This window comes from Dyella sp. (assembly GCF_036746095.1).
GTDB lineage: Bacteria > Pseudomonadota > Gammaproteobacteria > Xanthomonadales > Rhodanobacteraceae > Dyella_B.
In genome coordinates, this window is the sequence record NZ_DAIOEU010000011.1 from 25,727 (window position 1) to 45,488 (window position 19,762).

General features: G+C 63.0%; 23 protein-coding genes. 12 read left to right on the plus strand and 11 right to left on the minus strand.

The window, feature by feature from the left end; all coding sequences use genetic code 11:
- Positions 1-35 precede the first annotated feature (35 nt).
- A complete protein-coding gene (locus tag V7M64_RS07260) occupies positions 36-401 on the plus strand; it encodes a YkgJ family cysteine cluster protein (protein ID WP_333678162.1) in 366 nt (121 codons plus the stop codon).
- Here V7M64_RS07260 and V7M64_RS07265 read toward each other — a convergent pair.
- Together V7M64_RS07265 and V7M64_RS07270 are read right to left on the minus strand one after the other, a co-directional pair.
- Positions 382-1,158, minus strand: coding sequence for an anti-sigma factor (locus tag V7M64_RS07265; protein WP_333678163.1), 777 nt, complete (start codon positions 1,156-1,158; stop codon positions 382-384). The two genes, V7M64_RS07260 and V7M64_RS07265, sit on opposite strands and share 20 nt — an antisense overlap.
- Complete coding sequence (locus tag V7M64_RS07270; RefSeq protein WP_333678165.1) at positions 1,148-1,708, minus strand: sigma-70 family RNA polymerase sigma factor; 561 nt, start codon at positions 1,706-1,708, stop codon at positions 1,148-1,150. Before V7M64_RS07270 ends, V7M64_RS07265 begins: the two co-directional genes overlap by 11 nt.
- Before the next feature lie 148 nt (positions 1,709-1,856).
- On the opposite strand from V7M64_RS07270, the gene V7M64_RS07275 reads away from it, so the two are divergent.
- A complete protein-coding gene (locus tag V7M64_RS07275; RefSeq protein WP_333678166.1) occupies positions 1,857-2,789 on the plus strand; it encodes a metallophosphoesterase in 933 nt (310 codons plus the stop codon).
- Positions 2,789-3,142, plus strand: a complete 354-nt coding sequence (locus V7M64_RS07280; RefSeq protein ID WP_333678168.1) for a cupredoxin family copper-binding protein — start codon at positions 2,789-2,791, stop codon at positions 3,140-3,142. The genes V7M64_RS07275 and V7M64_RS07280 overlap by 1 nt, the downstream gene beginning before the upstream one ends.
- Before the next feature lie 92 nt (positions 3,143-3,234).
- Here the strand turns inward: V7M64_RS07280 and V7M64_RS07285 are convergent, their stop codons facing one another.
- Positions 3,235-4,020, minus strand: a complete 786-nt coding sequence (locus V7M64_RS07285; protein ID WP_333678169.1) for a class III extradiol ring-cleavage dioxygenase — start codon at positions 4,018-4,020, stop codon at positions 3,235-3,237.
- A 199-nt stretch (positions 4,021-4,219) separates the two neighbouring features.
- Complete coding sequence (locus V7M64_RS07290) at positions 4,220-6,076, minus strand: DEAD/DEAH box helicase (RefSeq protein ID WP_333678171.1); 1,857 nt, start codon at positions 6,074-6,076, stop codon at positions 4,220-4,222.
- 108 nt (positions 6,077-6,184) lie between these two features.
- Here V7M64_RS07290 and V7M64_RS07295 point away from each other — a divergent pair, with 108 nt between their 5' ends.
- A complete protein-coding gene (locus tag V7M64_RS07295; RefSeq protein WP_333678173.1) occupies positions 6,185-6,331 on the plus strand; it encodes an SDR family NAD(P)-dependent oxidoreductase in 147 nt (48 codons plus the stop codon).
- A 5-nt stretch (positions 6,332-6,336) separates the two neighbouring features.
- On the plus strand, positions 6,337-6,891 hold the full coding sequence (locus tag V7M64_RS07300) for a GNAT family N-acetyltransferase (protein ID WP_333678288.1): 555 nt from the start codon (positions 6,337-6,339) through the stop codon (positions 6,889-6,891).
- Between the two features lie 182 nt (positions 6,892-7,073).
- Here V7M64_RS07300 and V7M64_RS07305 read toward each other — a convergent pair whose 3' ends face one another.
- Positions 7,074-8,387, minus strand: coding sequence for a DEAD/DEAH box helicase (locus V7M64_RS07305; RefSeq protein WP_333678175.1), 1,314 nt, complete (start codon positions 8,385-8,387; stop codon positions 7,074-7,076).
- 167 nt (positions 8,388-8,554) lie between these two features.
- Here V7M64_RS07305 and V7M64_RS07310 point away from each other — a divergent pair, with 167 nt between their 5' ends.
- The 3 genes from V7M64_RS07310 to V7M64_RS07320 are packed head-to-tail and all read left to right on the plus strand — an operon-like array spanning position 8,555 to position 10,849.
- Positions 8,555-9,775, plus strand: coding sequence for an MFS transporter (locus V7M64_RS07310; RefSeq protein ID WP_333678177.1), 1,221 nt, complete (start codon positions 8,555-8,557; stop codon positions 9,773-9,775).
- 31 nt (positions 9,776-9,806) lie between these two features.
- On the plus strand, positions 9,807-10,367 hold the full coding sequence (locus V7M64_RS07315; protein ID WP_333678179.1) for a GNAT family N-acetyltransferase: 561 nt from the start codon (positions 9,807-9,809) through the stop codon (positions 10,365-10,367).
- Positions 10,364-10,849 (plus strand): peptidylprolyl isomerase, encoded by a 486-nt coding sequence (locus tag V7M64_RS07320; protein ID WP_333678180.1) that lies wholly within the window; start codon positions 10,364-10,366, stop codon positions 10,847-10,849. The genes V7M64_RS07315 and V7M64_RS07320 overlap by 4 nt, the downstream gene beginning before the upstream one ends.
- 66 nt (positions 10,850-10,915) lie before the next feature.
- Here V7M64_RS07320 and V7M64_RS07325 read toward each other — a convergent pair whose 3' ends face one another.
- The 4 genes from V7M64_RS07325 to V7M64_RS07340 form a co-directional block, all read right to left on the minus strand.
- Positions 10,916-11,347 (minus strand): organic hydroperoxide resistance protein, encoded by a 432-nt coding sequence (locus V7M64_RS07325; protein ID WP_333678181.1) that lies wholly within the window; start codon positions 11,345-11,347, stop codon positions 10,916-10,918.
- Between the two features lie 5 nt (positions 11,348-11,352).
- Positions 11,353-11,826 (minus strand): MarR family transcriptional regulator, encoded by a 474-nt coding sequence (locus V7M64_RS07330; protein WP_333678182.1) that lies wholly within the window; start codon positions 11,824-11,826, stop codon positions 11,353-11,355.
- A 150-nt stretch (positions 11,827-11,976) separates the two neighbouring features.
- Positions 11,977-12,543 carry a C40 family peptidase gene (locus tag V7M64_RS07335; protein ID WP_333678183.1) on the minus strand — a complete coding sequence of 189 codons (567 nt, stop codon included), beginning with the start codon at positions 12,541-12,543 and terminating at the stop codon, positions 11,977-11,979.
- A gap of 348 nt (positions 12,544-12,891) precedes the next feature.
- The gene (locus V7M64_RS07340) at positions 12,892-14,340 is read right to left on the minus strand and encodes a hypothetical protein (RefSeq protein WP_333678184.1); all 1,449 of its coding nucleotides are present in this window, start codon (positions 14,338-14,340) and stop codon (positions 12,892-12,894) included.
- Between the two features lie 282 nt (positions 14,341-14,622).
- Between V7M64_RS07340 and V7M64_RS07345 the strand changes: the two genes are divergently transcribed.
- From V7M64_RS07345 to V7M64_RS07360, 4 genes are all read left to right on the plus strand, one after another.
- On the plus strand, positions 14,623-15,882 hold the full coding sequence (locus V7M64_RS07345) for an FAD-dependent oxidoreductase (RefSeq protein WP_333678186.1): 1,260 nt from the start codon (positions 14,623-14,625) through the stop codon (positions 15,880-15,882).
- Between the two features lie 163 nt (positions 15,883-16,045).
- Positions 16,046-17,392, plus strand: coding sequence for a glutathione-disulfide reductase (gene gorA, locus V7M64_RS07350; RefSeq protein WP_333678188.1), 1,347 nt, complete (start codon positions 16,046-16,048; stop codon positions 17,390-17,392).
- 24 nt (positions 17,393-17,416) lie between these two features.
- On the plus strand, positions 17,417-18,196 hold the full coding sequence (hutG, locus tag V7M64_RS07355; RefSeq protein WP_333678189.1) for an N-formylglutamate deformylase: 780 nt from the start codon (positions 17,417-17,419) through the stop codon (positions 18,194-18,196).
- Positions 18,197-18,379: 183 nt separating this feature from the next.
- Entirely contained in the window at positions 18,380-18,598 is a 219-nt protein-coding gene (locus V7M64_RS07360; protein WP_333678190.1) for a hypothetical protein, read from the plus strand.
- Positions 18,599-18,667: 69 nt separating this feature from the next.
- On the opposite strand, the gene V7M64_RS07365 is transcribed toward V7M64_RS07360, so the two are convergent.
- Both V7M64_RS07365 and can read right to left on the minus strand, forming a co-directional pair.
- On the minus strand, positions 18,668-19,096 hold the full coding sequence (locus tag V7M64_RS07365; protein WP_333678191.1) for a Rid family hydrolase: 429 nt from the start codon (positions 19,094-19,096) through the stop codon (positions 18,668-18,670).
- A complete protein-coding gene (can, locus tag V7M64_RS07370) occupies positions 19,093-19,761 on the minus strand; it encodes a carbonate dehydratase (RefSeq protein ID WP_333678192.1) in 669 nt (222 codons plus the stop codon). The genes V7M64_RS07365 and can overlap by 4 nt, the downstream gene beginning before the upstream one ends.
- Position 19,762: the final 1 nt, after the last annotated feature.

Genomic DNA, 19,762 nt, shown 5'->3' on the forward strand with positions numbered 1-19,762 from the left:
AAACTTGCGCCAGGGGGCGCATTCGTTCAATCGCCATGATGCATCCATGTTTGCGCTGCGGCGCGTGTTGCGCCAGTTTCCGCGTCGCCTTCCATTGGAGCGAGGCCGAGCCTGCCATGGGCGGCCAGGTACCGGTGGAACTTGCTGAAAAGCTCGACCCGCATCGCCTGGTGATGCGTGGTACGCAGGCGTACCAGCCGCATTGCGTTGCCTTGGAAGGCAACATTGGCGTGGCGAGCCGCTGCCGTATCCATCCGCAACGTCCGTCGGTGTGCCGCGAAGTACAGCCGGCATGGGAAGCTGGTGAGCCTAGCCTGCAATGCGACAGGGCCCGTATCAAGCACGGCCTGCCACCGCTGACGCACGAAGACTGGATCGCCTTCAACGCATCAACGGCGTAACGCTGTCGTCCTGGAAATCCTGCACGAACTGACGAAGGTCGTTTTCGCTGACGTTGGATACCGCCACGAAATGCATGCGATCGGCCGTCCACTGGATGGCGGCATAGCCATGCATCTGCGTAGTGCTGGGCGAGGTGTCGCTGGACGTAACCGGCCACTGGTAGAGGTTGATGATGTGTAGGCGCCGCTTGTAGATCAGCGCGGCGACGTCGCGTCCGCCGAGCGCATCAAGCCTGCCGCCCACCAGCGGAAAGCCCAGGCTGGCGAGATCTTTCACGCGCGGCGAAAAATCCAGCTTGCCGTCGAACCACGGCTTTACCGTGTGCTGATCGGTCGACACCACGTCGACCAGATGCTGCGGCTGCATCGAGCGAATGTGGCTGGAAATGGCTTCGTTCGCCCACTGAGCGGTGTCGCCGCTGCGATGCGCCGTGAGGAACCATAGCGGCGCGGCCATGGCGACGGCCGCCGCAAAACCGGCGGCCATCGCCAGCGCGACGGGCGCACGGCGTGCCCTGGCTGGTTGCACAGCCGGCGGAGCCGGTTTTTCGGCAGACCACTGTTTACGCAAGGCATCCGGTGCACGGCGATACAGGGACGCGCGCGCCATGCCTTCGCGCAGCTTGGTGTAATCGGCAAAGCTTGCCGCGCAACTGGGGCAGCTTTGCATGTGCCGGACCACCGCCACGCTTTGGGCGGCATCCAGTTCGTTGTCGAGATAGGCGTGCAGAAGCAGCCTTGCGTCATCACACATCATGACGGCGTGCCTCATGGATGAAAGAGTGGGACAGTTCGGCTTTCAGCCGTTCGCGCGCGCGGGCCAGTCGTGACATCACGGTGCCGATTTTCTGGCCCGTGATGGCGGCAATTTCCTTGTATGAGCATTCTTCCAGTTCGCGCAGCACGATGACTTCGCGCAAGGGAGGCGGCAGGTTTTCCAGCGCCGCTTGCAAGGCCTGGATGTCGAAGGACAGCAAGACACGAGCCTCGGGCGAAGGCTGCTCGTCCACCAGCACGTGGACGTCGTCGTCGAAGGTTTCATGCGTTGCGCCCGAGGTTGCTTTGCTGCGCAGCGAATAGAACGTGTTGCGCACGATGGCCAGCAGCCATACGCGAGCATCGTCGCCGCGGAAGCTGTTGAAGTAGCGAAGTGCGCGCAGCATGGATTCCTGCACCACGTCCTGCGCATCTGCGTCGTCGCGCGCCAGCCAGCGGGCCAGGTTGTAGGCGGCATCCAGGTACGGCACTACGCAGCTTTCGAAGCTTGTATTGCCATGCGCGGGAGGTTGTCGGGCATCGGGAGACATGAGCATGAAGCCTAATACCGTATTTCGAGCGACTTTATTCCTTTATTGGAAACAAGTCTGTGGTCCGGGTTATGGGAATAAGCCGGCAGCCCCGTGAGTAAACGCAATTGAAGGCCGCGATGGGTGGCCTACGCAAGCGGAGCTAGCAATGGCGAACGATGACAGCCGCACGGAAGACCGGCGGCAATTTCTCAAGTGTATGGCCTGGGCCGGGGCCGGCACCCTCTGGGTGATGAAAAGCGGCGTGCTGCGGGCGCAGCCATTGGGCGAATCGGCTGCGATGGCAGCCAAGGACGCCACTTTCAGTTTCGTGCAGATCAGCGATTCGCACATCGGCTTCAATAAGGAAGCCAATCCGGACGTGGTCGGTACCTTGCGCAAATCGCTGGCGATGGTGAAAGCGCAGAAGCCGTCGTTCGTGGTGCACACGGGCGATCTTACTCATCTCTCCACGCCCGGGCAGTTCGATACGCTGCAAGGGATCATGCAGGAAGCCAACGTCGGCGAAACCTTCTACGTACCTGGCGAGCATGACGTGATCGGCGACGCCGGTGCCGAATTCTTCAAGCGCTTCGGGCAGAAGCAGAACAAGGGCGGCTGGTATAGCTTCGACAAGGACGGCGTGCATTTCGTGGGCCTGATCAACGTGCTCAGCTTCAAGCCGCCGGTCGGTCTTGGCGGGCTGGGCGCGGACCAATTGGCATGGCTGAAGAACGATCTGGCCGGTCTGTCCGCTTCAACGCCTGTCGTGGTACTGGCGCATATGCCGCTGTGGGATGTGTATACCCAGTGGGGCTGGGGCACTGAGGACAGCGCCGAAGCCATGAGCTATCTGAAGCGCTTCGGTTCGGTGACCGTGCTTAACGGCCATATCCACCAGATCCAGCAGAAAGTGGAAGGCAGCATCACTTATTACACCGCGCGCGCCACCGCTTACCCGCAACCTGCACCAGGCGAAGCCCCTGCGCCCGGGCCGAAAAAAGTACCGGCGGACGAGCTGCATAAATACATCGGTATTCGCGACGTGCGACATGTGAAAGGTACTGGCCCTTTGGCCGTCACCGACAAGGAGTTGACGTGATGCGCAAGACCGTACGGAAGTTTTTAATGCTGCTCTTGATGCTCACGCTAAGTGGCGCTGCGCTGCCGGGGATGGCTGCCGGTACTTCGTCATCCCAAGGCAAGCACACGGAAGTGACGATCGAGAAGTTCGCCTTCCAACCCAAGGAACTCAGCGTGCCCGTGGGCACCAAGGTGGTGTGGACCAACAAGGACGAGGAGCCGCATACCGTGACCAGCCCAGGCGAGCAGTTCAAGTCGTCGAAGGCGCTGGATGGAGGTGATACCTATTCGGTGACGTTTTCCAAGCCCGGTACCTACACCTACTTCTGCACCGTGCATCCGTTCATGACGGGGACGATCACCGTGAAGTAAGCGTAGGTTGGGATGAAATCCCGGCTGTTTTTGGCTCCTGATGCTGGGATTGCATCCCACCCTGCGCAAGCGCTGGCATTCCAGCGTGGCGGTCAGCCGTCGAAGCGGTAGATGTCCATAGCAAGGAAGCCAAGCTCGATCCCTGCATCGATGCGCTGCCCTTTGACGTGCTCACCTGCCGCGCCGAGCGCCACATACAGCGGGAGCAGATGCTCGTCGGTGGGATGTGCGCGCTCGGCGCCGGGCGCCTGGCGTCGGTAATCGAGCAAGGCAGCGACATCACCCGTTTTGATTTTCTGTTCGATCCAGCCGAGGAACGGGCGCAGGTACGGTGCTTCGTTCGTTTCGCTATAACCGGCGCGGAAGTCGTGCAGGTTATGCGTGATGCTGCCGGAGCCGATCGCCAGGATGCCTTGCTCGCGCAGCGGCGCCAGCGCACGGCCCACGGCGTATTGATGGGCGGGGCCGAGATTTGGCTGGATGGAGAGCGGAACAACTGGAATGTCTGCTTGCGGATAAAGCAGGCGCAGTGGCACCCAGGCGCCGTGGTCAAGACCCTGGTTGGTGTCGAGGAGAGGTTCCAACCCGGCACGGTCGAGCAATTGCACAACCTGCGCGGCAACGTCCGGTGCGCCAGGTGCCGGGTATTGGATCTCGAAAAGCTCACGCGGAAAACCGTAGAAATCATGGATGGTTTCCGGCTGCACCGCGCCACCCGCGCTCGGCTGATGCGCCAGCCAATGGGCGGTGGCGATCACTACGGCTTTCGGGCGCGGAAGTTCGGCGACAATGCTGGCCAACCGCTGGCCGACCTTGCCCGGTTGCAAGGCAGTCATCGGCGAGCCGTGGGAGATGTAAAGGCTAGGGAGAGTGTTCATGGCTGCGTAGGTTGGGGTGACAACCCCAACACGGGTTGTTCATGGCGACCAAGTATGGCCGCACGAACAGGTTTGCAGCGCTAAGTTGGCTAGAACACACCGTTGCGCTGGGAGCAACGACGACGCGCTCTTGCATACCGTAACCCACACGGCCGTCATTCCCGCTTTCGCGGGAATGACGGCCGTGTGGGTTACGCGCCTATTTGCGGCGTACGGGCTTATCGCCTCCGCGCCCGTGCTTCGGCTTGCCGCCCGCATGCCCACGCGCATGCGCCGGCTTGAAGCCGCCCGGCTTGCGTGGCGCACGCGCGCCGCCTGCGTCGGCCTCGTTGCCATCCCACTCGCTGATGCGCAATTGCTGCTGGTTGACCCACACCTTCTTCAGGTGCTGGAAGACTTCCGGCGGCATGCCATCGGGCAGGTCGATCAGGCTGTAGTCGTCGCGGATGCTCAAACGACCGATGAACTGGCTTTCCAGGCCGGCCTCGTTGGTGATGGCGCCGATGATGTTGCCGGGCTTCACGCCATGCTCATGGCCCACTTCGATGCGATACGTGCGCTTGCCTTCTTCCGTGGCATGCGGACGCTGCTGGCGCGGTGCGAAGTCGCGCGGATGATCGTCGCGATGGCGCGATTCCCGCGCCGGACGCCGCGATTCGCCATCCTGCGCGCGAGCAGGTCGCGGTTCGCGTTCCTGCGCACGTTCGCGCTTGGGCGGCGCTTCCAGCAGCAGTGGGCGATCGCCCTGGGCGATGCGTGCCAGCGCTGCGGCGATTTCGATCGCAGGAATGTTGTGCTCCTGCTCGAATTGCTCGATCAGCTGCTGGAATTGTTCCAGCCCGCCCATGGCCAGCGTATCGCTGATGTTCTGTTTGAAGCGCGAGATGCGGCGATCGTTGACGGCCTCCACCGTCGGCAGCTTCATTTCCTCGATCGGCTGGCGCGTGGCGCGCTCGATCGCGCGCAGCATGCCTTTCTCGCGCGGGGTGACGAACAAAATCGCCTCGCCGCTGCGGCCGGCGCGGCCGGTGCGGCCGATGCGGTGCACGTAGCTTTCGGTGTCGTAGGGAATGTCGTAGTTCAGCACGTGGCTGATGCGTTCCACGTCCAGGCCGCGTGCGGCGACATCGGTGGCGACGAGAATGTCGAGCTTGCCTTCTTTCAGTTGCTGGATCACGCGCTCGCGTTGCGGCTGCGCGATATCGCCGTTGATGGCGGCGGCGGCCAGGCCGCGCGCCTGCAACTTTTCGGCGAGTTCTTCGGTGGCCTGCTTGGTGCGCGCGAAGATGATCATCGCGTCGAACGGTTCGGCTTCCAGGATGCGGGTCATCGCATCCAGCTTGTGCATGCCGCTCACCCACCAATAGCGCTGGCGGATGTTCGCGGCGGTGGTGGTGGCCGCCTTGATGGTGACTTCCACCGGGTTCTTCAGGTGCTGCTGCGCGATCTTGCGGATCGGCGGCGGCATGGTGGCGGAGAACAGCGCCACTTGACGCTCCGGCGGCGTGGCTTGCAGCACTTTTTCGACGTCGTCGATAAAGCCCATGCGCAGCATTTCATCTGCTTCGTCCAGCACGATGAAGCGCAGTTCGGAAAGGTCCAGCGTGCCGCGTTCCAGGTGATCGATCACGCGGCCCGGCGTACCCACCACGATGTGTACGCCTCGGCGCAGGGCATGCAATTGCGGGCCGTAGCTCTGGCCACCGTAGATCGGCAGCACCTGGAAGCCCGGCATATGGGCGGCGTAGCGCTGAAACGCCTCGGCTACCTGGATGGCCAGTTCACGCGTCGGCGCCAGCACCAGCGCCTGTGGCTTGCCGGGGCGCATTGCGATGCGCGAAAGAATCGGCAGCGCGAAGGCGGCCGTCTTGCCGGTGCCGGTCTGCGCCTGGCCGAGCACGTCGCGGCCTTCGAGCAGCGGCGGGATGGTCGCGGCCTGGATCGGCGAGGGCGCTTCGTATCCCACGTCGGCCAGTGCGCGCAGCACTTCCGGCGTAAGGGCAAGCGCAGAGAAACCAGCGGTGGCCGGAGCAGAGTCGGAAGACGGGGACGACATGGGGAAACCTCGAGGTGGCATGCGCGCGGCATGCGGGAGAAAGGCCACTATTGTAACAGCCCATGGCGGACATACTCTTGACGGATTGTGTCGTTACCAGGAGCCGTAATGAAGAACCGCCTGAAAGATCGCATTGCCTTGGTTACGGGAGCGTCCACGGGGATCGGCGAGGCGACCGCGCTGGCCCTGGCCGAGCCGCGTGCCAGGGCGGTGATGGCAGCCCGGCGCAAGGGGCCGATGGATCAGGAGCGTTGAGCGCCGTGGTTGCCTTGCCGTCGCTGGAGACGCCGCGGGCGCGCATCCGTATTGCAGAGGTCACGGATGCGACCAAGCTGCTGCGCTATCGCGTAGAGAATCGCGCACATCTTGCGCCATGGGAGCCGTTGCACGAGGCAGCGTTCTACACCGTGGAGCATTGCATTCAGTCGATCGGGCTAGCTCGCCAGAGTGCGGCGCAGGATCGCGGTTATCCCTTGCTGGTGTTCGATCGCCACGAGCAGGCGATCATCGGCACTTTCAGTTTTTCCAATATCGTGCGCGGTGCATTCCAGGCCTGCCATCTCGGCTATGGCGTGGCCGAGCGTATGCAAGGGCAGGGTTTGATGCGCGAGGTGCTGGAAGTGGGCATTGACTGGGCGTTCGGTGAATTGGGATTGCACCGGATCATGGCCAATTACCTGCCGCGCAATGAGCGCAGTGCGCGATTGCTGACATCGCTTGGGTTTGAGAAGGAAGGGTATGCGAAGCGGTATCTGCAGATTGCAGGGGTATGGGAAGACCACGTGCTGACGGCGTTGATTTGCCCGGAGGGTTAAGGCATCAGTGTTGCCTTAAAGCCGCTCCCGCATGCTGCGTTGGTTGCCGATTTAGATCCCGAAATCTCAATCACGAAGCGCCGTCATTCCCGCGAAAGCGGGAATCCATGTTGCTCCGATGCCTTTGAAATGGATTCCCGCTTTCGCGGGAATGACGGCCTGAAATTTCAGGCCAGATCGAACTACGCTTTCGCGGCAGGCTTGCGCCCACGCGACCGCTGGCGCTTGCGATTCCCCATCGCATGTTCGCCAGCCGCATTGCCCTGCTGCGCATGCCCATGCGGACGATGCCCGTTGCCACCCTGGCGCGGCTGACGCTGCCCTTGCTTGGGACGCGGAGCATGCGCGTCCAGACGCAGTGGCGTGGAGAGCTCAAAGCCAGGCACTTCGCTGATCGCTATGTCCTGGTTCAACAGTTTGCGGATATCGCGCAACAGGCCGGATTCTTCATGGCACACTAGCGACAAGGCGATGCCGCTGGCGCCGGCGCGGCCGGTGCGGCCAATGCGGTGCACGTAGTCTTCGGCCACCATCGGCAGGTCGTAGTTGATCACGATCGGCAATTGGTCGATATCGATGCCGCGTGCGGCGATATCCGTCGCCACCAGCACGGTGATGCGGCCGTTCTTGAAATCGGCCAGCGCTTTGGTGCGATTGTTCTGGCTCTTGTTGCCGTGAATGGCCGCGGCGCGCAAACCGGATTGCTCCAGGTAGCGCACCAGCTTGTCGGCGCCATGCTTGGTGCGGCTGAACACCAGCGTCTGGCGGCGGCTGTCCTGGCTGAGTACGTGCAGCAGCAGATCGCGCTTGCGCGTGCCGTCTACCGGATGCACCTGATGGCTCACCGTGGTGGCCACGCTGTTGGCCGGCGTCACCGACACTTCGTGCGGCGATTGCATGAACTGCATCGCCAGTGCCTTGATCTCCGGTGCGAAGGTGGCCGAGAACAGCAGCGTCTGGCGCTGTTTCGGCAGCGCGCCGATGATGCGCCTGAGCGACGGCAGGAAGCCCATGTCGAGCATGCGGTCGGCCTCGTCCAGCACCAGCACTTCCACACCGGAGAGATCGATCGTGCGCTGTTGCATGTGATCCACCAGCCGGCCCGGCGTGGCGATGACGATATCGGTGCCGCGGCGCAGCGCCTGCACCTGCGGCCCCATGCTCACGCCGCCGAAGATCACCGCGCTGCTGACGCGCAGATGCTTGCCGTAGGCGCGGACGTTGTCGTTGATCTGAGCGGCCAGCTCGCGCGTGGGCGTAAGCACCAAGGCGCGCGGACGCTGCTTGCGGGTGGGTTCGGTGGTGGACAGATGCTGCAGCAAGGGCAGCGAGAAGGCGGCGGTCTTGCCGGTGCCGGTCTGCGCGGCGGCCAGCAGGTCGTGGCCCTCAAGCACCACCGGAATGGCGCCGGCCTGGATGGGCGTGGGTTCGGCGTAGCCTTGTTCGGCAAGCGCGCGCAGTAACGCAGGGGCAAGGCCCAGCGATTCGAAAGACATGATTAGCTCCTGTTGCAACCCGGAGCCTTCGTCTAGAACCGCGTTGCCGTATATAGGGATGTGGGAGGAATGCGACGCCAACAAAGCGAGCGATTCGAATGGGCATTATACATGAAGGCCGCCGCGGCATCATGGTAGCCTGCGCAGCCGCCTATCGGGAGTGTTGCATGTCCGTCCTGTCTACCCTTCGCGAGTTGAATCATGAGCAGCGGCATACCGTGCTGGCGAGCTTTCTGGGCTGGACGTTGGACGCGTTCGACTATTTTCTCTTCACCTTCGTGATCGTCGGCATCGCGAACGAATTTCACGTGGATCGCACCGAGGTGACGCTGGGCGTGTTCCTGACCTTGGCGGCACGCCCGGTGGGCGCCTTGCTATTTGGCCGACTGGCGGATCGCTTCGGTCGCCGGCCGGTGCTGATGGCCGACGTATTGCTGTTTTCGGTGTTCGAACTGGCCACCGCGTTTTCCACCTCGATGACGATGTTGCTGGCGTTGCGCTTCTTGTTCGGCGTGGCGATGGGCGGCGAATGGGGCATTGGTGCGTCGCTGGCGATGGAGTCGATTCCGGCGAAGTCGCGCGGCCTGGTGTCGGGCTTGCTGCAAAGTGGCTATCCGTGCGGGTTTTTCCTGGGTGCGTTGGCGAACTGGTTGTTGATCGATCACATCGGTTGGCGTGGTCTGTTTGTCGTCGGCACGGTGCCGGCGCTGCTGGTGCTCTACATCCGCCGCAAGGTGCCCGAGTCGCCGGCGTGGGAGGCGAGCCAAGCCGCGCATGGCAAGCGCAGCCTCGGCGAGGCGATGCGTGGACACTGGAAGCTCGCGATCTACCTGATGTGCCTGATGGCGGCGTTCAATATGTTCAGCCATGGCTCGCAGGACATGTATCACACGTTTGAGGAAGTGAACCTGCATTTGCCGACCGGATCGAGCGCGGCGTTCCTGTTGGTGGCCTTGCTCAATTTCGGCGCGCTGGTGGGTGGCATCTTCTTCGGCGGATGGTCGGAAAAAGCGGGGCGGCGCCGCGCCATGATCGTGTCCGCCTTGTTGGCCATCCCGGTGATTCCGCTGTGGACCTACGGCGGCTCGCTGTTGCTGCTGGGCTTGGGGGCGTTCCTGATCCAGGTGATGGTGCAAGGCGCCTGGGGCGTGGTACCGACGCATCTGAACGAATTATCGCCCGATGCCGTGCGCGGCACATTGCCCGGCTTTGCCTATCAGATGGGCAACCTGATCGCTGCCGGTACCGCCACGGCGCAATCATGGCTGGCGGCGCAAGGGGCGGGTCTGCCGTTGGTGATGTCGCTGTGGATCGCCGCGGTGGCCGTGTTGCTGGCACTGCTGGTGTGGCTGGGGCCGGAAGCCAGGGGCGTCCGTTTCGGGGAATAATGGCCAGCCTAGCACCAGGACGGGACTGGCCATGTATGAACTCGAACTTGCCGCAGCCGCAGATGTGGACGAAATAGCCGCGCTGCTGCAAGCCAACGCAGCGGACCGGGGCGGTTCGTTGACCGGTAATTTTACGCGTGAGGTCGTGGCGCGCATGAGCTTGAACGGCATGCCAGTCATCGTTGCGCGCCGGGAAGGGCAACTCGTCGGGGTGCTGTTCAGTGCGGCCAAGGGCGGCGCGGAGGAACCCCCATCGATCCGGGCAATGTGGCGGGCGTGGTCGGGCAGCCCGTCCGCCTATGCCTATGGCCCGGTCTGCATCGCCGAGACCGAGCGGGGCCGGGGCTTGCTGCCACAGTTGTACGCGGCGCTGAGGCGTCGGTTGCCGAATCGCGAAGCGGTGCTTTTCATCCGGCGCGACAACCTTGGCTCGATCCGCGCCCATCAGCGGTTGGGTATGCGCGAAACGGCGCAATTCAGCTTGAATGGCGATCATTTTGCCGTCTACAGCGACGATGCTGCCGTGGCCGCCGGGGAAGGTGGTGAAACCGGTAGAATAGATTTTTTACCTGAGTCGAGAGACAAGCAATGAAGGCTGGCAAGGACAAGGTCATCGCGTTCCACTACACGCTTACCGTGGACGGCGAGAAGGTTGAAAGCTCGCACGACGGCGGCGAGCCGTTGTGGATCCTGCTGGGCCATGGCCAGTTGATCCCGGGCCTGGAAAAGGCGTTGGAAGAGCACGGCGCCGGTGACTCGCTGCAGGTGGAAATCCCGCCGGCCGAGGGTTACGGCGAGCGCCAGGAAGGCCAGATCCAGCGCGTGCCGAAGAAGTACTTCCACCAGGGCAATCGCTTGAAGCCCGGCATGACCACCGTGCTGTCGCTCAAGCAAGGCGGCCAGCGCGCGGTGACGGTGCACAAGGTGGGCATGAGCACCATCGACGTGGACATGAACCATCCGATGGCCGGCAAGACGCTGAACTTCGACGTGGCGATCCAGGAAGTGCGCGAGGCGACCGAGGAAGAGATTCAGCACGGGCACGCGCATCCGCCGGGTGCTGAGGCGCATTGAGTGCATTGAGTTCGGACATGACAACGGCGCCTTTCGGCGCCGTTGTTGCATTCAACGCCGGGCAAATCAAACCAGGCTGATCTGCACATCCACATTGCCGCGCGTGGCATGCGAATACGGGCAGATGTCACGGTGCGCAATGTCGATCAGCTCCTGCGCCACGGCACGATCGATACCCGGCAGGCTCACTTCCAGCTTCACCTGGATGGCGAAACCAGTGGGTTCGCGTGGGCCGATGCCGACGTGGCCGGTCACGGACGCATCCTTCAGCGCAACCTTCTTTTCGCGTGCAACGTAACGCACGGCACCTTCAAAGCAGGCCGAATAACCGGCGGCGAACAGCTGCTCCGGGTTGCTGCCGTGGCCGCCCGGGCCGCCGAGTTCCTTCGGCACTTTCAGGTCGAAATCCAGCACGCCGTCGCTGCTGTGGATATGGCCTTCGCGGCCGCCCTTGGCGGTGGCGGTAGCGGTGTAGAGGACTTTGGTCGGGTTGGTCATGGCGTTTATGCTCCTGGGTCAAAGTGGGATGGATCGTTGGGGGAGGCGAGCTGGGTCGCCAGGGTTTTCAACTCATCGCGCAGGCGCGTAAACGCGTCCACGGACATGCAAAGTTTTTCGGCCAGGCAGCGCGGCACCTCGGCGGCGCGTTCGCGCAGCGTGTCGCCGGTTTCGGTCAAGGTGATTTCCACTTCGCGCTCATCGCTTTCACGGCGGCGGCGGCCGACCAGGCCAGCTTGTTGCAGCCGCTTCAACAGCGGGGTGAGCGTGCCCGAATCCAGCTGCAACCGTTCGCCAAGCTCGCTCACGGTGAGCCCATCCCGTTCCCACAGCACCAGCATCACCAGGTACTGCGGATAGGTGAGCTCCAGTGCTTCGAGCAGGGGCCGGTAGGCCGCCGTCATGCGGCGCGACGCGGCATACAGCGCAAAGCAGAGCTGTTCGTCCAGGAGCAGGGAAGGGGTGATGGATTTCTTCATGGGGTGAAAATTAGCATCAAATTTAATTGTGCACAATATAAATTTTGTGAAAGCCAGGACAGGCTGGCGGTGAGGCGCAGCCGAGCCCAGACATTGCCATGTATATGCCGGCGTCGGGGTTCGGCTGCGTCCTCACCGTCAACCTACGTGTCAGTCCAGCAGGCGCTTGCCGTATTCGAAATGGTCGCGCCAATACGGCCCATCGATATCGTCCAGCCGCACCGTGCCGCCGCTATTGGGCGCATGTACGAAACGCCCTTTACCGACGTAGACGCCAACGTGGCTGATGCCGCCGCGGCTGCCGAAAAACACCAGGTCGCCGCTTACCAATTCATCCATGCGCTTGATCTTCTCGCCGCTCACGAACGCCATGTCACGCGAGCTGTGCGGCAGATTGATATTGGCGGCATTGCGATAGATGTATTCCACCAGCCCGCTGCAATCGAAGCCGCCGGTGGGCGTGTTGCCGCCCCAGCGATACGGCGTGCCGACCAGGGCCATGGCGCGGAACAGCACGTCGTTGGCGGTGCCGACGTTTTCCGGTGCACGTGCCGGTTCGTTGGCAAGGGCCGAGTCCGAGGGCTTGAAGGTGGCCTCGCGACGCGGGGAATCGGCGCATGCAGCGAGCAACAGCAAGGCACCCACCAGTGCGCCCAGGCGTAGGGCGCGGGCGAGCGATGGGTGTTCGTCTTGATCCCCTGCGATGGCCAAATCCATCTGCAAAACCTCGGCGCTGGTGCTGCGTCGAGGTTAGCAAATCAACAAGTTGCGGGGAAGTTTTCAGGAGTTGGGGGAGCTTGGCTGGCTGGGTGGCGGAGGCATCGGGCACCCTGCGGCGGCATCTCGTCCCGCGGGCCGGGCGGGTGCGGCGGCAGCAGGGCGAGGCTGAAAAGCACGGACACCTTGACCCACGCTTCGGCCGTCTTGCCGCTGTCCTGCTTGGGCGGGTAAGTCAATGACGCGCGAGCACGTCGCGCTGCGCGGCATCGCGGTAGTTGTTGCGGTGGTGTCCGATAAAAAGCTACCCGTGTGGCTGGAAAGGCAACAAGAACAGTAGAGAGCCAATCAGTTTGACGGTACGCTGATGTCCTGCTGCTGCAGGGTTTTGCCGGAGTCATCCCAGGCGCGCAAGCGGTAATGGCCAGGATAGAGATAAAGCACGTTGTGTGAATGGCTGTTGCGCAGGAAGGTGTAACGATCGGCCGGCGTCGCATTGTCGGGCTCGCCGGGGTAATCGGCTTCGACCACGCAGGGCATCTGGCCGGCGCACAGCTCGGCGCTGATCGGATAAGGCACGCGTTTGCCGCCCAGCGTCAGCCACGACGGCCGATGGTTGGGATCGAGGGGCAGGCGCGGCAGTATGACTTCGCGGCGCAATACATCGCTCTTCATGATGCCGTTGACGTCCAGGTCGCTGTCGAAAGCGGGCGGCAATATCACGGTGACGTCGTGCTGCCTGGAATCGGAACTCCAGATCGTGTCGCTGCCACGTTGGCGCAGTACATACGGCACGGGGAAAGTGAAGTGGCTGGCGATGGTGTTGTAGAAGCCGAAATCGAGGCCGCCTATGGCGACATCGCGAAATTGGGTCTGGTCCACGCTGAGCGGGTCGTAGCCGGTGAGGCGCTTCAGTTGCATCGCCATCGGCTCGATGCCGCCGCCCAGATTGCCTGCGGCCTTGTCGATGTGCGAGTAGCCGGCGTGCACGAACAGCCTGGCCTGTGGATCCTTGGCGAACACTTTTTCGTAGAGAATGCGCGCCTGTTCCGCATCGCGATCGGCCAGCGATGCATCTTCCGGATCGTACGCAACGATGGTGTAGCCCAGGTGGATAGCCTGGCGCACGATGTCGCCATAGAGAGGCTCGAGCAGGTATTCGCTGCCGGAAGTCTCCGTGACGTAGCCGCGATGCATCAGGTCGAGGTCCTTGGCGCTCAGCGCCTCCACGGCGAAGTACTGGAAACCGAGCGCGCGCAGGCGCGGCAGCAAGGCCAGCGTCAGTTCGCGGGTATGGGCATCGTGATGCGCTTCGTTGACCATCACGCTGCGCCGGTTGGCGGCGAGCTCGGCCACGGCATCCGCGGCGTCGACGGCCTGCCATTGCTCCGGCTGGGGCAGCGGCGTGGAACGAGGCGGCGCGATGCGGTTGTCGAACGGGAAGGTCATCATGGCCTGGTTATAGAGGCCCAGTTCGCTGTCCACGGTGGACAGCAGTTGCTGCGCCAGTGTTTTGTCTTCGCCGCTCAGCAGGGGCATCACCGAGGTGAGGTATTCGTGGCGCACCAAGCCATTGGGTGCGCTGCCGAACCGGCTCAGCAATTGTGCGGCGGAAGGCGCCGACGGCTGCCCGTGCGCGCTGATCGAGGCCACCAGCACGGTCGTGCAAAGCAGGCACATCACAGACGTCAGACGCATCGGCATGGGGAAGGCGATGTCGTGTTCGTGATACCAGCCTGCGCCCGCGACCCACTGCCGCGCAAGTACCAATTCTTGGGATGCTCTGATCCATTCCATGCACCCGTCACCGCACGGTATGCCCGCCTCGGTTTGCACCGACGGTGAAGGCGTACTGGTTGTATATCGAGACGGCGGGGCGAAGCGAGGCGCGCATACAGTGCGGCCCCAACCTATTGAATTTTAAAGACGGGGTGACATCCAGAAGGCCCGCAGGCTTCGCCGCGCGGCTTGAACAGACCGCCAGTCTGCCCGGCGCCACGCGATGCACCCTGCGGGCCTTCTGGACGTCACGTCGGATGCATGGAATAGATCAGAGCATCCCTTGGCTACAATGGTCCGATGAATGCTTCCCGCAGTGACGTAGTGATCCTTGGTGGCGGTGTCATCGGCCTGGCTTCGGCGTTGCATCTGCTCAAAGGCGGCGCCCGGGTGCGCGTGTTGGAGCAGGGCACGCCCGGCTGCGGTGCCTCGCACGGCAACTGCGGCACGCTCACGCCCAGCCATGCCGCGCCGCTAACCATGCCCGGCACGCTGGGCGTGGCCTTGCGCTCGGTGCTTCGCGCCGATGCCCCGCTCTATCTCAATCCTCGTTTGGACGGCCCGCGTCTGCGCTGGCTGATGGGCTTTGCACGCCGTTGCACGTGGCGCGATTTTGAGCATGCGGCGAAAGCGCGAGGTGCGATTCTGCAGCGCTCGTGCCGGCTTATTGCCGAGCTGGTCAGCACGGAAAAGCTGGATTGCGAATTCGTGGAAGAAGGACTGCTATACGTCTATCGCAGTACCGCGCAGATGGCCGACGACGAACATCATCATGCGCAGTTGCTCGATCGCCTGGGGATTCCGGTGCAACGGCTGCGCGGCCACGAGGTGGAGGCGATGGAGCCGGCGCTCAAGCCGGGCGTGCTGGGCGGCTTGTTTCACCCGGGGGATGCGCGCCTGCGGCCGGATCGTTATGCCGCCGAACTGGCGCGGCTGGTGCGCGAGCATGGCGGCATGATCGAGACCGGCGCGAAAATCGAGCGGATAGCCACCAACGATCGAAGCATCACCAGCGTGGCGACGACGCTCGGTGATTTCACCGCCGATCGCGTGGTGCTTGCACTGGGCGCCTGGTCGCCATTGCTCGGCAAGCAGCTTGGCTTGCGCTTGCCGATGCAACCGGGAAAAGGTTATTCCTTGACCTATTCGCGACCGACGTTGGCGCCGCGCCATGCGATGGTGCTGCGCGAACCCAAGGTCTGCGTCACGACGTGGGAAAGCGGTTTCCGTCTTGGCAGCACGATGGAGTTTTCCGGTTATGCGCAAGGGCTCAATCGCACGCGCATGGATGCATTGCGACGCGGCGCGGCGGAAGGCCTGCATGAACCGGAAGGGCCGCAGCTGCAAGAGGAATGGTGGGGCTGGCGGCCGATGAGCGTGGACGAAGTGCCGATCATTGGCCCGAGCACGCGCTGGTCGAATCTGCACTTGGCCACGGGGCACGGCATGCTGGGCGTCAGCATGTCGTTGGCGACGGGGGAACTGGTCGCGGCGCAGATGCTGGGTGCCACGCCTGCCATCGATCCGGCGCCTTATGCGCCGTCACGTTTTTATCTCTAAATAAAAAGCGAGATATCACAGGTCGTCATTCCGGCGAAGGCCGGAATCCAGTTGAGTAAACCGTGCGAAGCACTCATAACCTTTTTGATGTTGAGCGCTTCGCGCAGCATATTTGAACTGGATTCCGGCCTTCGCCGGAATGACGCCAATGATTGGAGGATGCATGAGCGAGCGTTTCGATCTGATCGTGCTGGGCGCAGGTTCCGGCGGGCTGAGCGCGGCACAGCGTGCCGCGCGGCTCGGCGCACGCGTGGCGCTGTTCGATCCGGATGCACTCGGCGGTACGTGCGTGAACCGCGGCTGCGTGCCGAAGAAGGCGATGTGGTTTGCCGCGCAGATCGCCGACATGCACCGGCTTGGCGGCGAGATTGGATTCGAAAGCGCGCCGTTGCGTCTGGATTGGGCGCGCTTTCGCATCTTGCGCGATCAGTACATCGCCGGTATCCGGCACCGTTATGCGACGCGCCTGGACATGGCGGGCATCCGTGTGATCGCTGAAGCCGCGCGTCTTGTATCGCACGATACGGTGGCGACGGAGCAGGGCATTCAGGCGAGCGCGCCGCATGTGGTGATTGCCACCGGCGCGCGGCCACGTCGGCTCGATATCCCTGGTTTCGAGCTAGGCATGGTGTCCGATCAGATCTTCATGCTCGATGCGCCACCGCAATCCATTGCGATCGTCGGTGGCGGCTATATTGCCGTGGAGTTTGCGTGCCTGATGCGTAGCCTGGGCTGCCAGGTGGATCTGCTGGTTCGCGAAAACCTGTTGACGGGTTTCGACCTTGAAGTGGTCGAGGCATTGGCGGTGCAGATGCAATCGCATGGCATTCGCATCGTACGCAATACGCAGATCAAGGCGGCGCGCGGGCAACCCGGCAAGGTAACGCTGGAGGCGACCGATGGCGTGGAGCACGGCATCTACGATGCGGTGCTGTGGGCTATCGGGCGCGTGCCCAACAGCAACGATATAGGTCTGGAATCACTCGGCGTGGAGTGCGGCGAAGCCGGACACGTGCTGGTCGATGCGTTCCAGAACACCAGCGTGCCTGGCGTCTGCGCCGTCGGCGATGTAACCGATCGCAAGGCGCTTACGCCGGTGGCTGTCGCGGCGGGACGCGCCTTGGCGGAGCGGCTGATCGGCGGCGATGCGCAGGCGAAGCTCGACGACAGCGTCATTCCCAGCGTGGTGTTTTCCGAGCCGCCACTGGGTTCGGTCGGTCTTACCGAGCAACAGGCGCGCGCCCGCTATGGCGACGCGGTGAATGTGCATACGGGACGCTACACGCCGTTGCTGTGGATGGTGGCCGGCCGCTCCGAGCAAAGCGTGGTGAAACTGCTGAGCGTGGGCGAACAGCGCAAGATCGTCGGCATTCACGTGCTGGGGCCGGGCAGCGATGAATTGCTGCAAGGTTTTGCGGTGGCGATGCAGAAAGGGCTGTATTGGGCGGATCTCAAATCGACCATCGCGATCCATCCCACTGCCGCCGAGGAACTGCTGTTGCTGCATTGAGCGCAGACGGGCGACACTGCGGGAATGGATACCTTCACGCTTACCCGCGGCGATGTGCCGCTGCTGATCAGCCTGCCGCACAACGGTACCTGGCTTCCCGACGACCTGGCCGCGCGCATGCAACCCGGCGCACGCCGTGTGCCCGATACCGACTGGCACGTCGCGCGCCTGTACGAGCCCTTGGCGCAGGAGCTGGGAGCCAGCCTGATCAAGCCGCTGGCGTCGCGCTATGTGGTCGATCTGAACCGACCCGGCGATGGGCATGCCCTCTATCCAGGCCGGCGCGAAACGGGGCTGGCGCCCACCATTGGCTTCGACGGGCAGCCGCTGTACCTGGACGGACAGGCACCCGATGCGGATGACATCCGCCATCGCGTCGAAACCTGGTGGCGTCCCTACCACGAGGCGTTGGCCGGCGAGTTGGCGCGGCTGAAGGCGCAGCACGGCAAGGTGGTGCTGTGGGACGGCCACTCCATCAAGAGCCACGTGCCCATGTTGTTTGAAGGGCGCCTGCCGGACTTCAACCTGGGTACCGCCGATGGCGCGAGCTGCAGCGCTGATCTCCAATGGAGCTTGACCCGTGCGCTGGAGGGCCAGCGGCGCTACGACTTCGTGGTCAATGGACGCTTCAAGGGCGGCCATATCACGCGCCACTACGGCCAGCCGGCAGAAGGTGTGCAGGCCGTGCAGCTGGAGCTGGCGCAGTGCCAGTACATGGATGAAGAAAGCTTTGCCTGGGACGAAGCCAAGGCCGTGCAGGTTCAGGCCATCATTCGCGAGTTGCTGCGTTGCTGCCTTGCTTGAGGCTGTCAGTCGCAAACATGGCGGGCAAGAATTGTTTAAAAAGCTACCGGCGAACTCGAAATTTTCCTACGTCCGTTCAGTTTCGGTATGCCGAGATGGATGCATTGTTAGGGCCGTCACGCCGCCCGCGATAGCCGGGTTCCGGCCGGGTCCGTGGCCACCAAAATCTCGAGGCTCATGATCATGATGCGTAAACTTGCGATCGCTTCCCTGCTCGTGGCGGGTGTCGCTCTTTCCGGTTCGGTGCTGGCTCAGGACTCGTCGGCTGCTCCGGCATCCGCGTCGACGTCGGCCCCCACCACCAAGCACGCCCATCATCACAGCAAGTCTTCGACCCACAAGTCGTCGCACAAGGCGAAGAAGTCCGCTGAGCCGGCTTCCAGCAGCACCGCAGGCAAGTAATCTCTCCTCATCCGATCGGATGAAAGACCCGGTGGGCGAAGGCCCCCGGGTTTTTTTGTGGCCCTGGTTTTACGAGTGCGATGCCGGCAAGGCGGCAACGCACTTCAACTCGATCGCGATCGGCGTCGGCAACGCGGTAATGCCCAATGTGGTGCGGCAGGCATCGACGCCTTGGAAGTATTCGGCATAGAGGCGGTTGTAGACGGGGAAGTCGCGCGCCATGTCGGTGAGAAAGACGGTGACGTCGACCAGGTCTTCCCAGTGCGCGCCGCTCGCTTCGAGCACCGCGCGCACGTTGGCGAACACTTGCCGGCATTGCTGCTCGATGTCGTAGCCGACCAGGTTTCCTTGCTCGTCATGGACGTTGCCGGGAATGCGGTTGGTGCCGGGTTCGCGCGGACCGACGCCGGAAAGAAACAGCAGGTTGCCCACGCGGCGCGCATGCGGATAGGCGCCGACCGGAGCCGGTGCGGTATCGGTGCGGACCGCGTTGCTCATCGCAATTCCTGTGCGCGCTGCATCAGCAGCTCAAGCGCGTGCTCATAGTTGGGGCGTAGCGACTCGCGCGAGGAAACGTGCATGCCAAGGTCATGCATATGGCCGTTGGAAAGACCGTAGCACCAGGCATGTACCGACAGCGGTTGGCCGCGTTCCCAGGCGTCCATCACGATGGTGGTCTGGCAGACGTTGACCACCTGTTCGATCGCGTTGAGTTCGCACAGGCGCATGTTGCGCAAGGACATGGAATCCAGCGCCGCCAGCTTGTCCACGTGCTTGTGCGCGACATCGCCCACGTGACGCAGCCAGTTGTCGACCAGGCCGAGCCGGCGCTCGTCCAGCACGGCTTGCACACCGCCGCAGCCGTAATGGCCGACGACGATGATGTGTTCCACTTTCAATACATCCACCGAGAACTGGATGGTGCTGAGGCAGTTCAGATCCGTGTGCGACACAACGTTGGCTACGTTGCGTTGCACGAAGATTTCGCCGGGCGGCAGGTCGACGATCTGCGTGGCGGGCACGCGCGAGTCGGAGCAGCCGATCCACAGGTATTTGGGCGATTGCTGTCTGGCCAGGCGCTCGAAGAATTTCGGATCGGCCTGCGTTACCGACGCCGACCAGCGGCGATTGCTGTCGATCAGGTCTTGCAGTGGACTGCTCAAG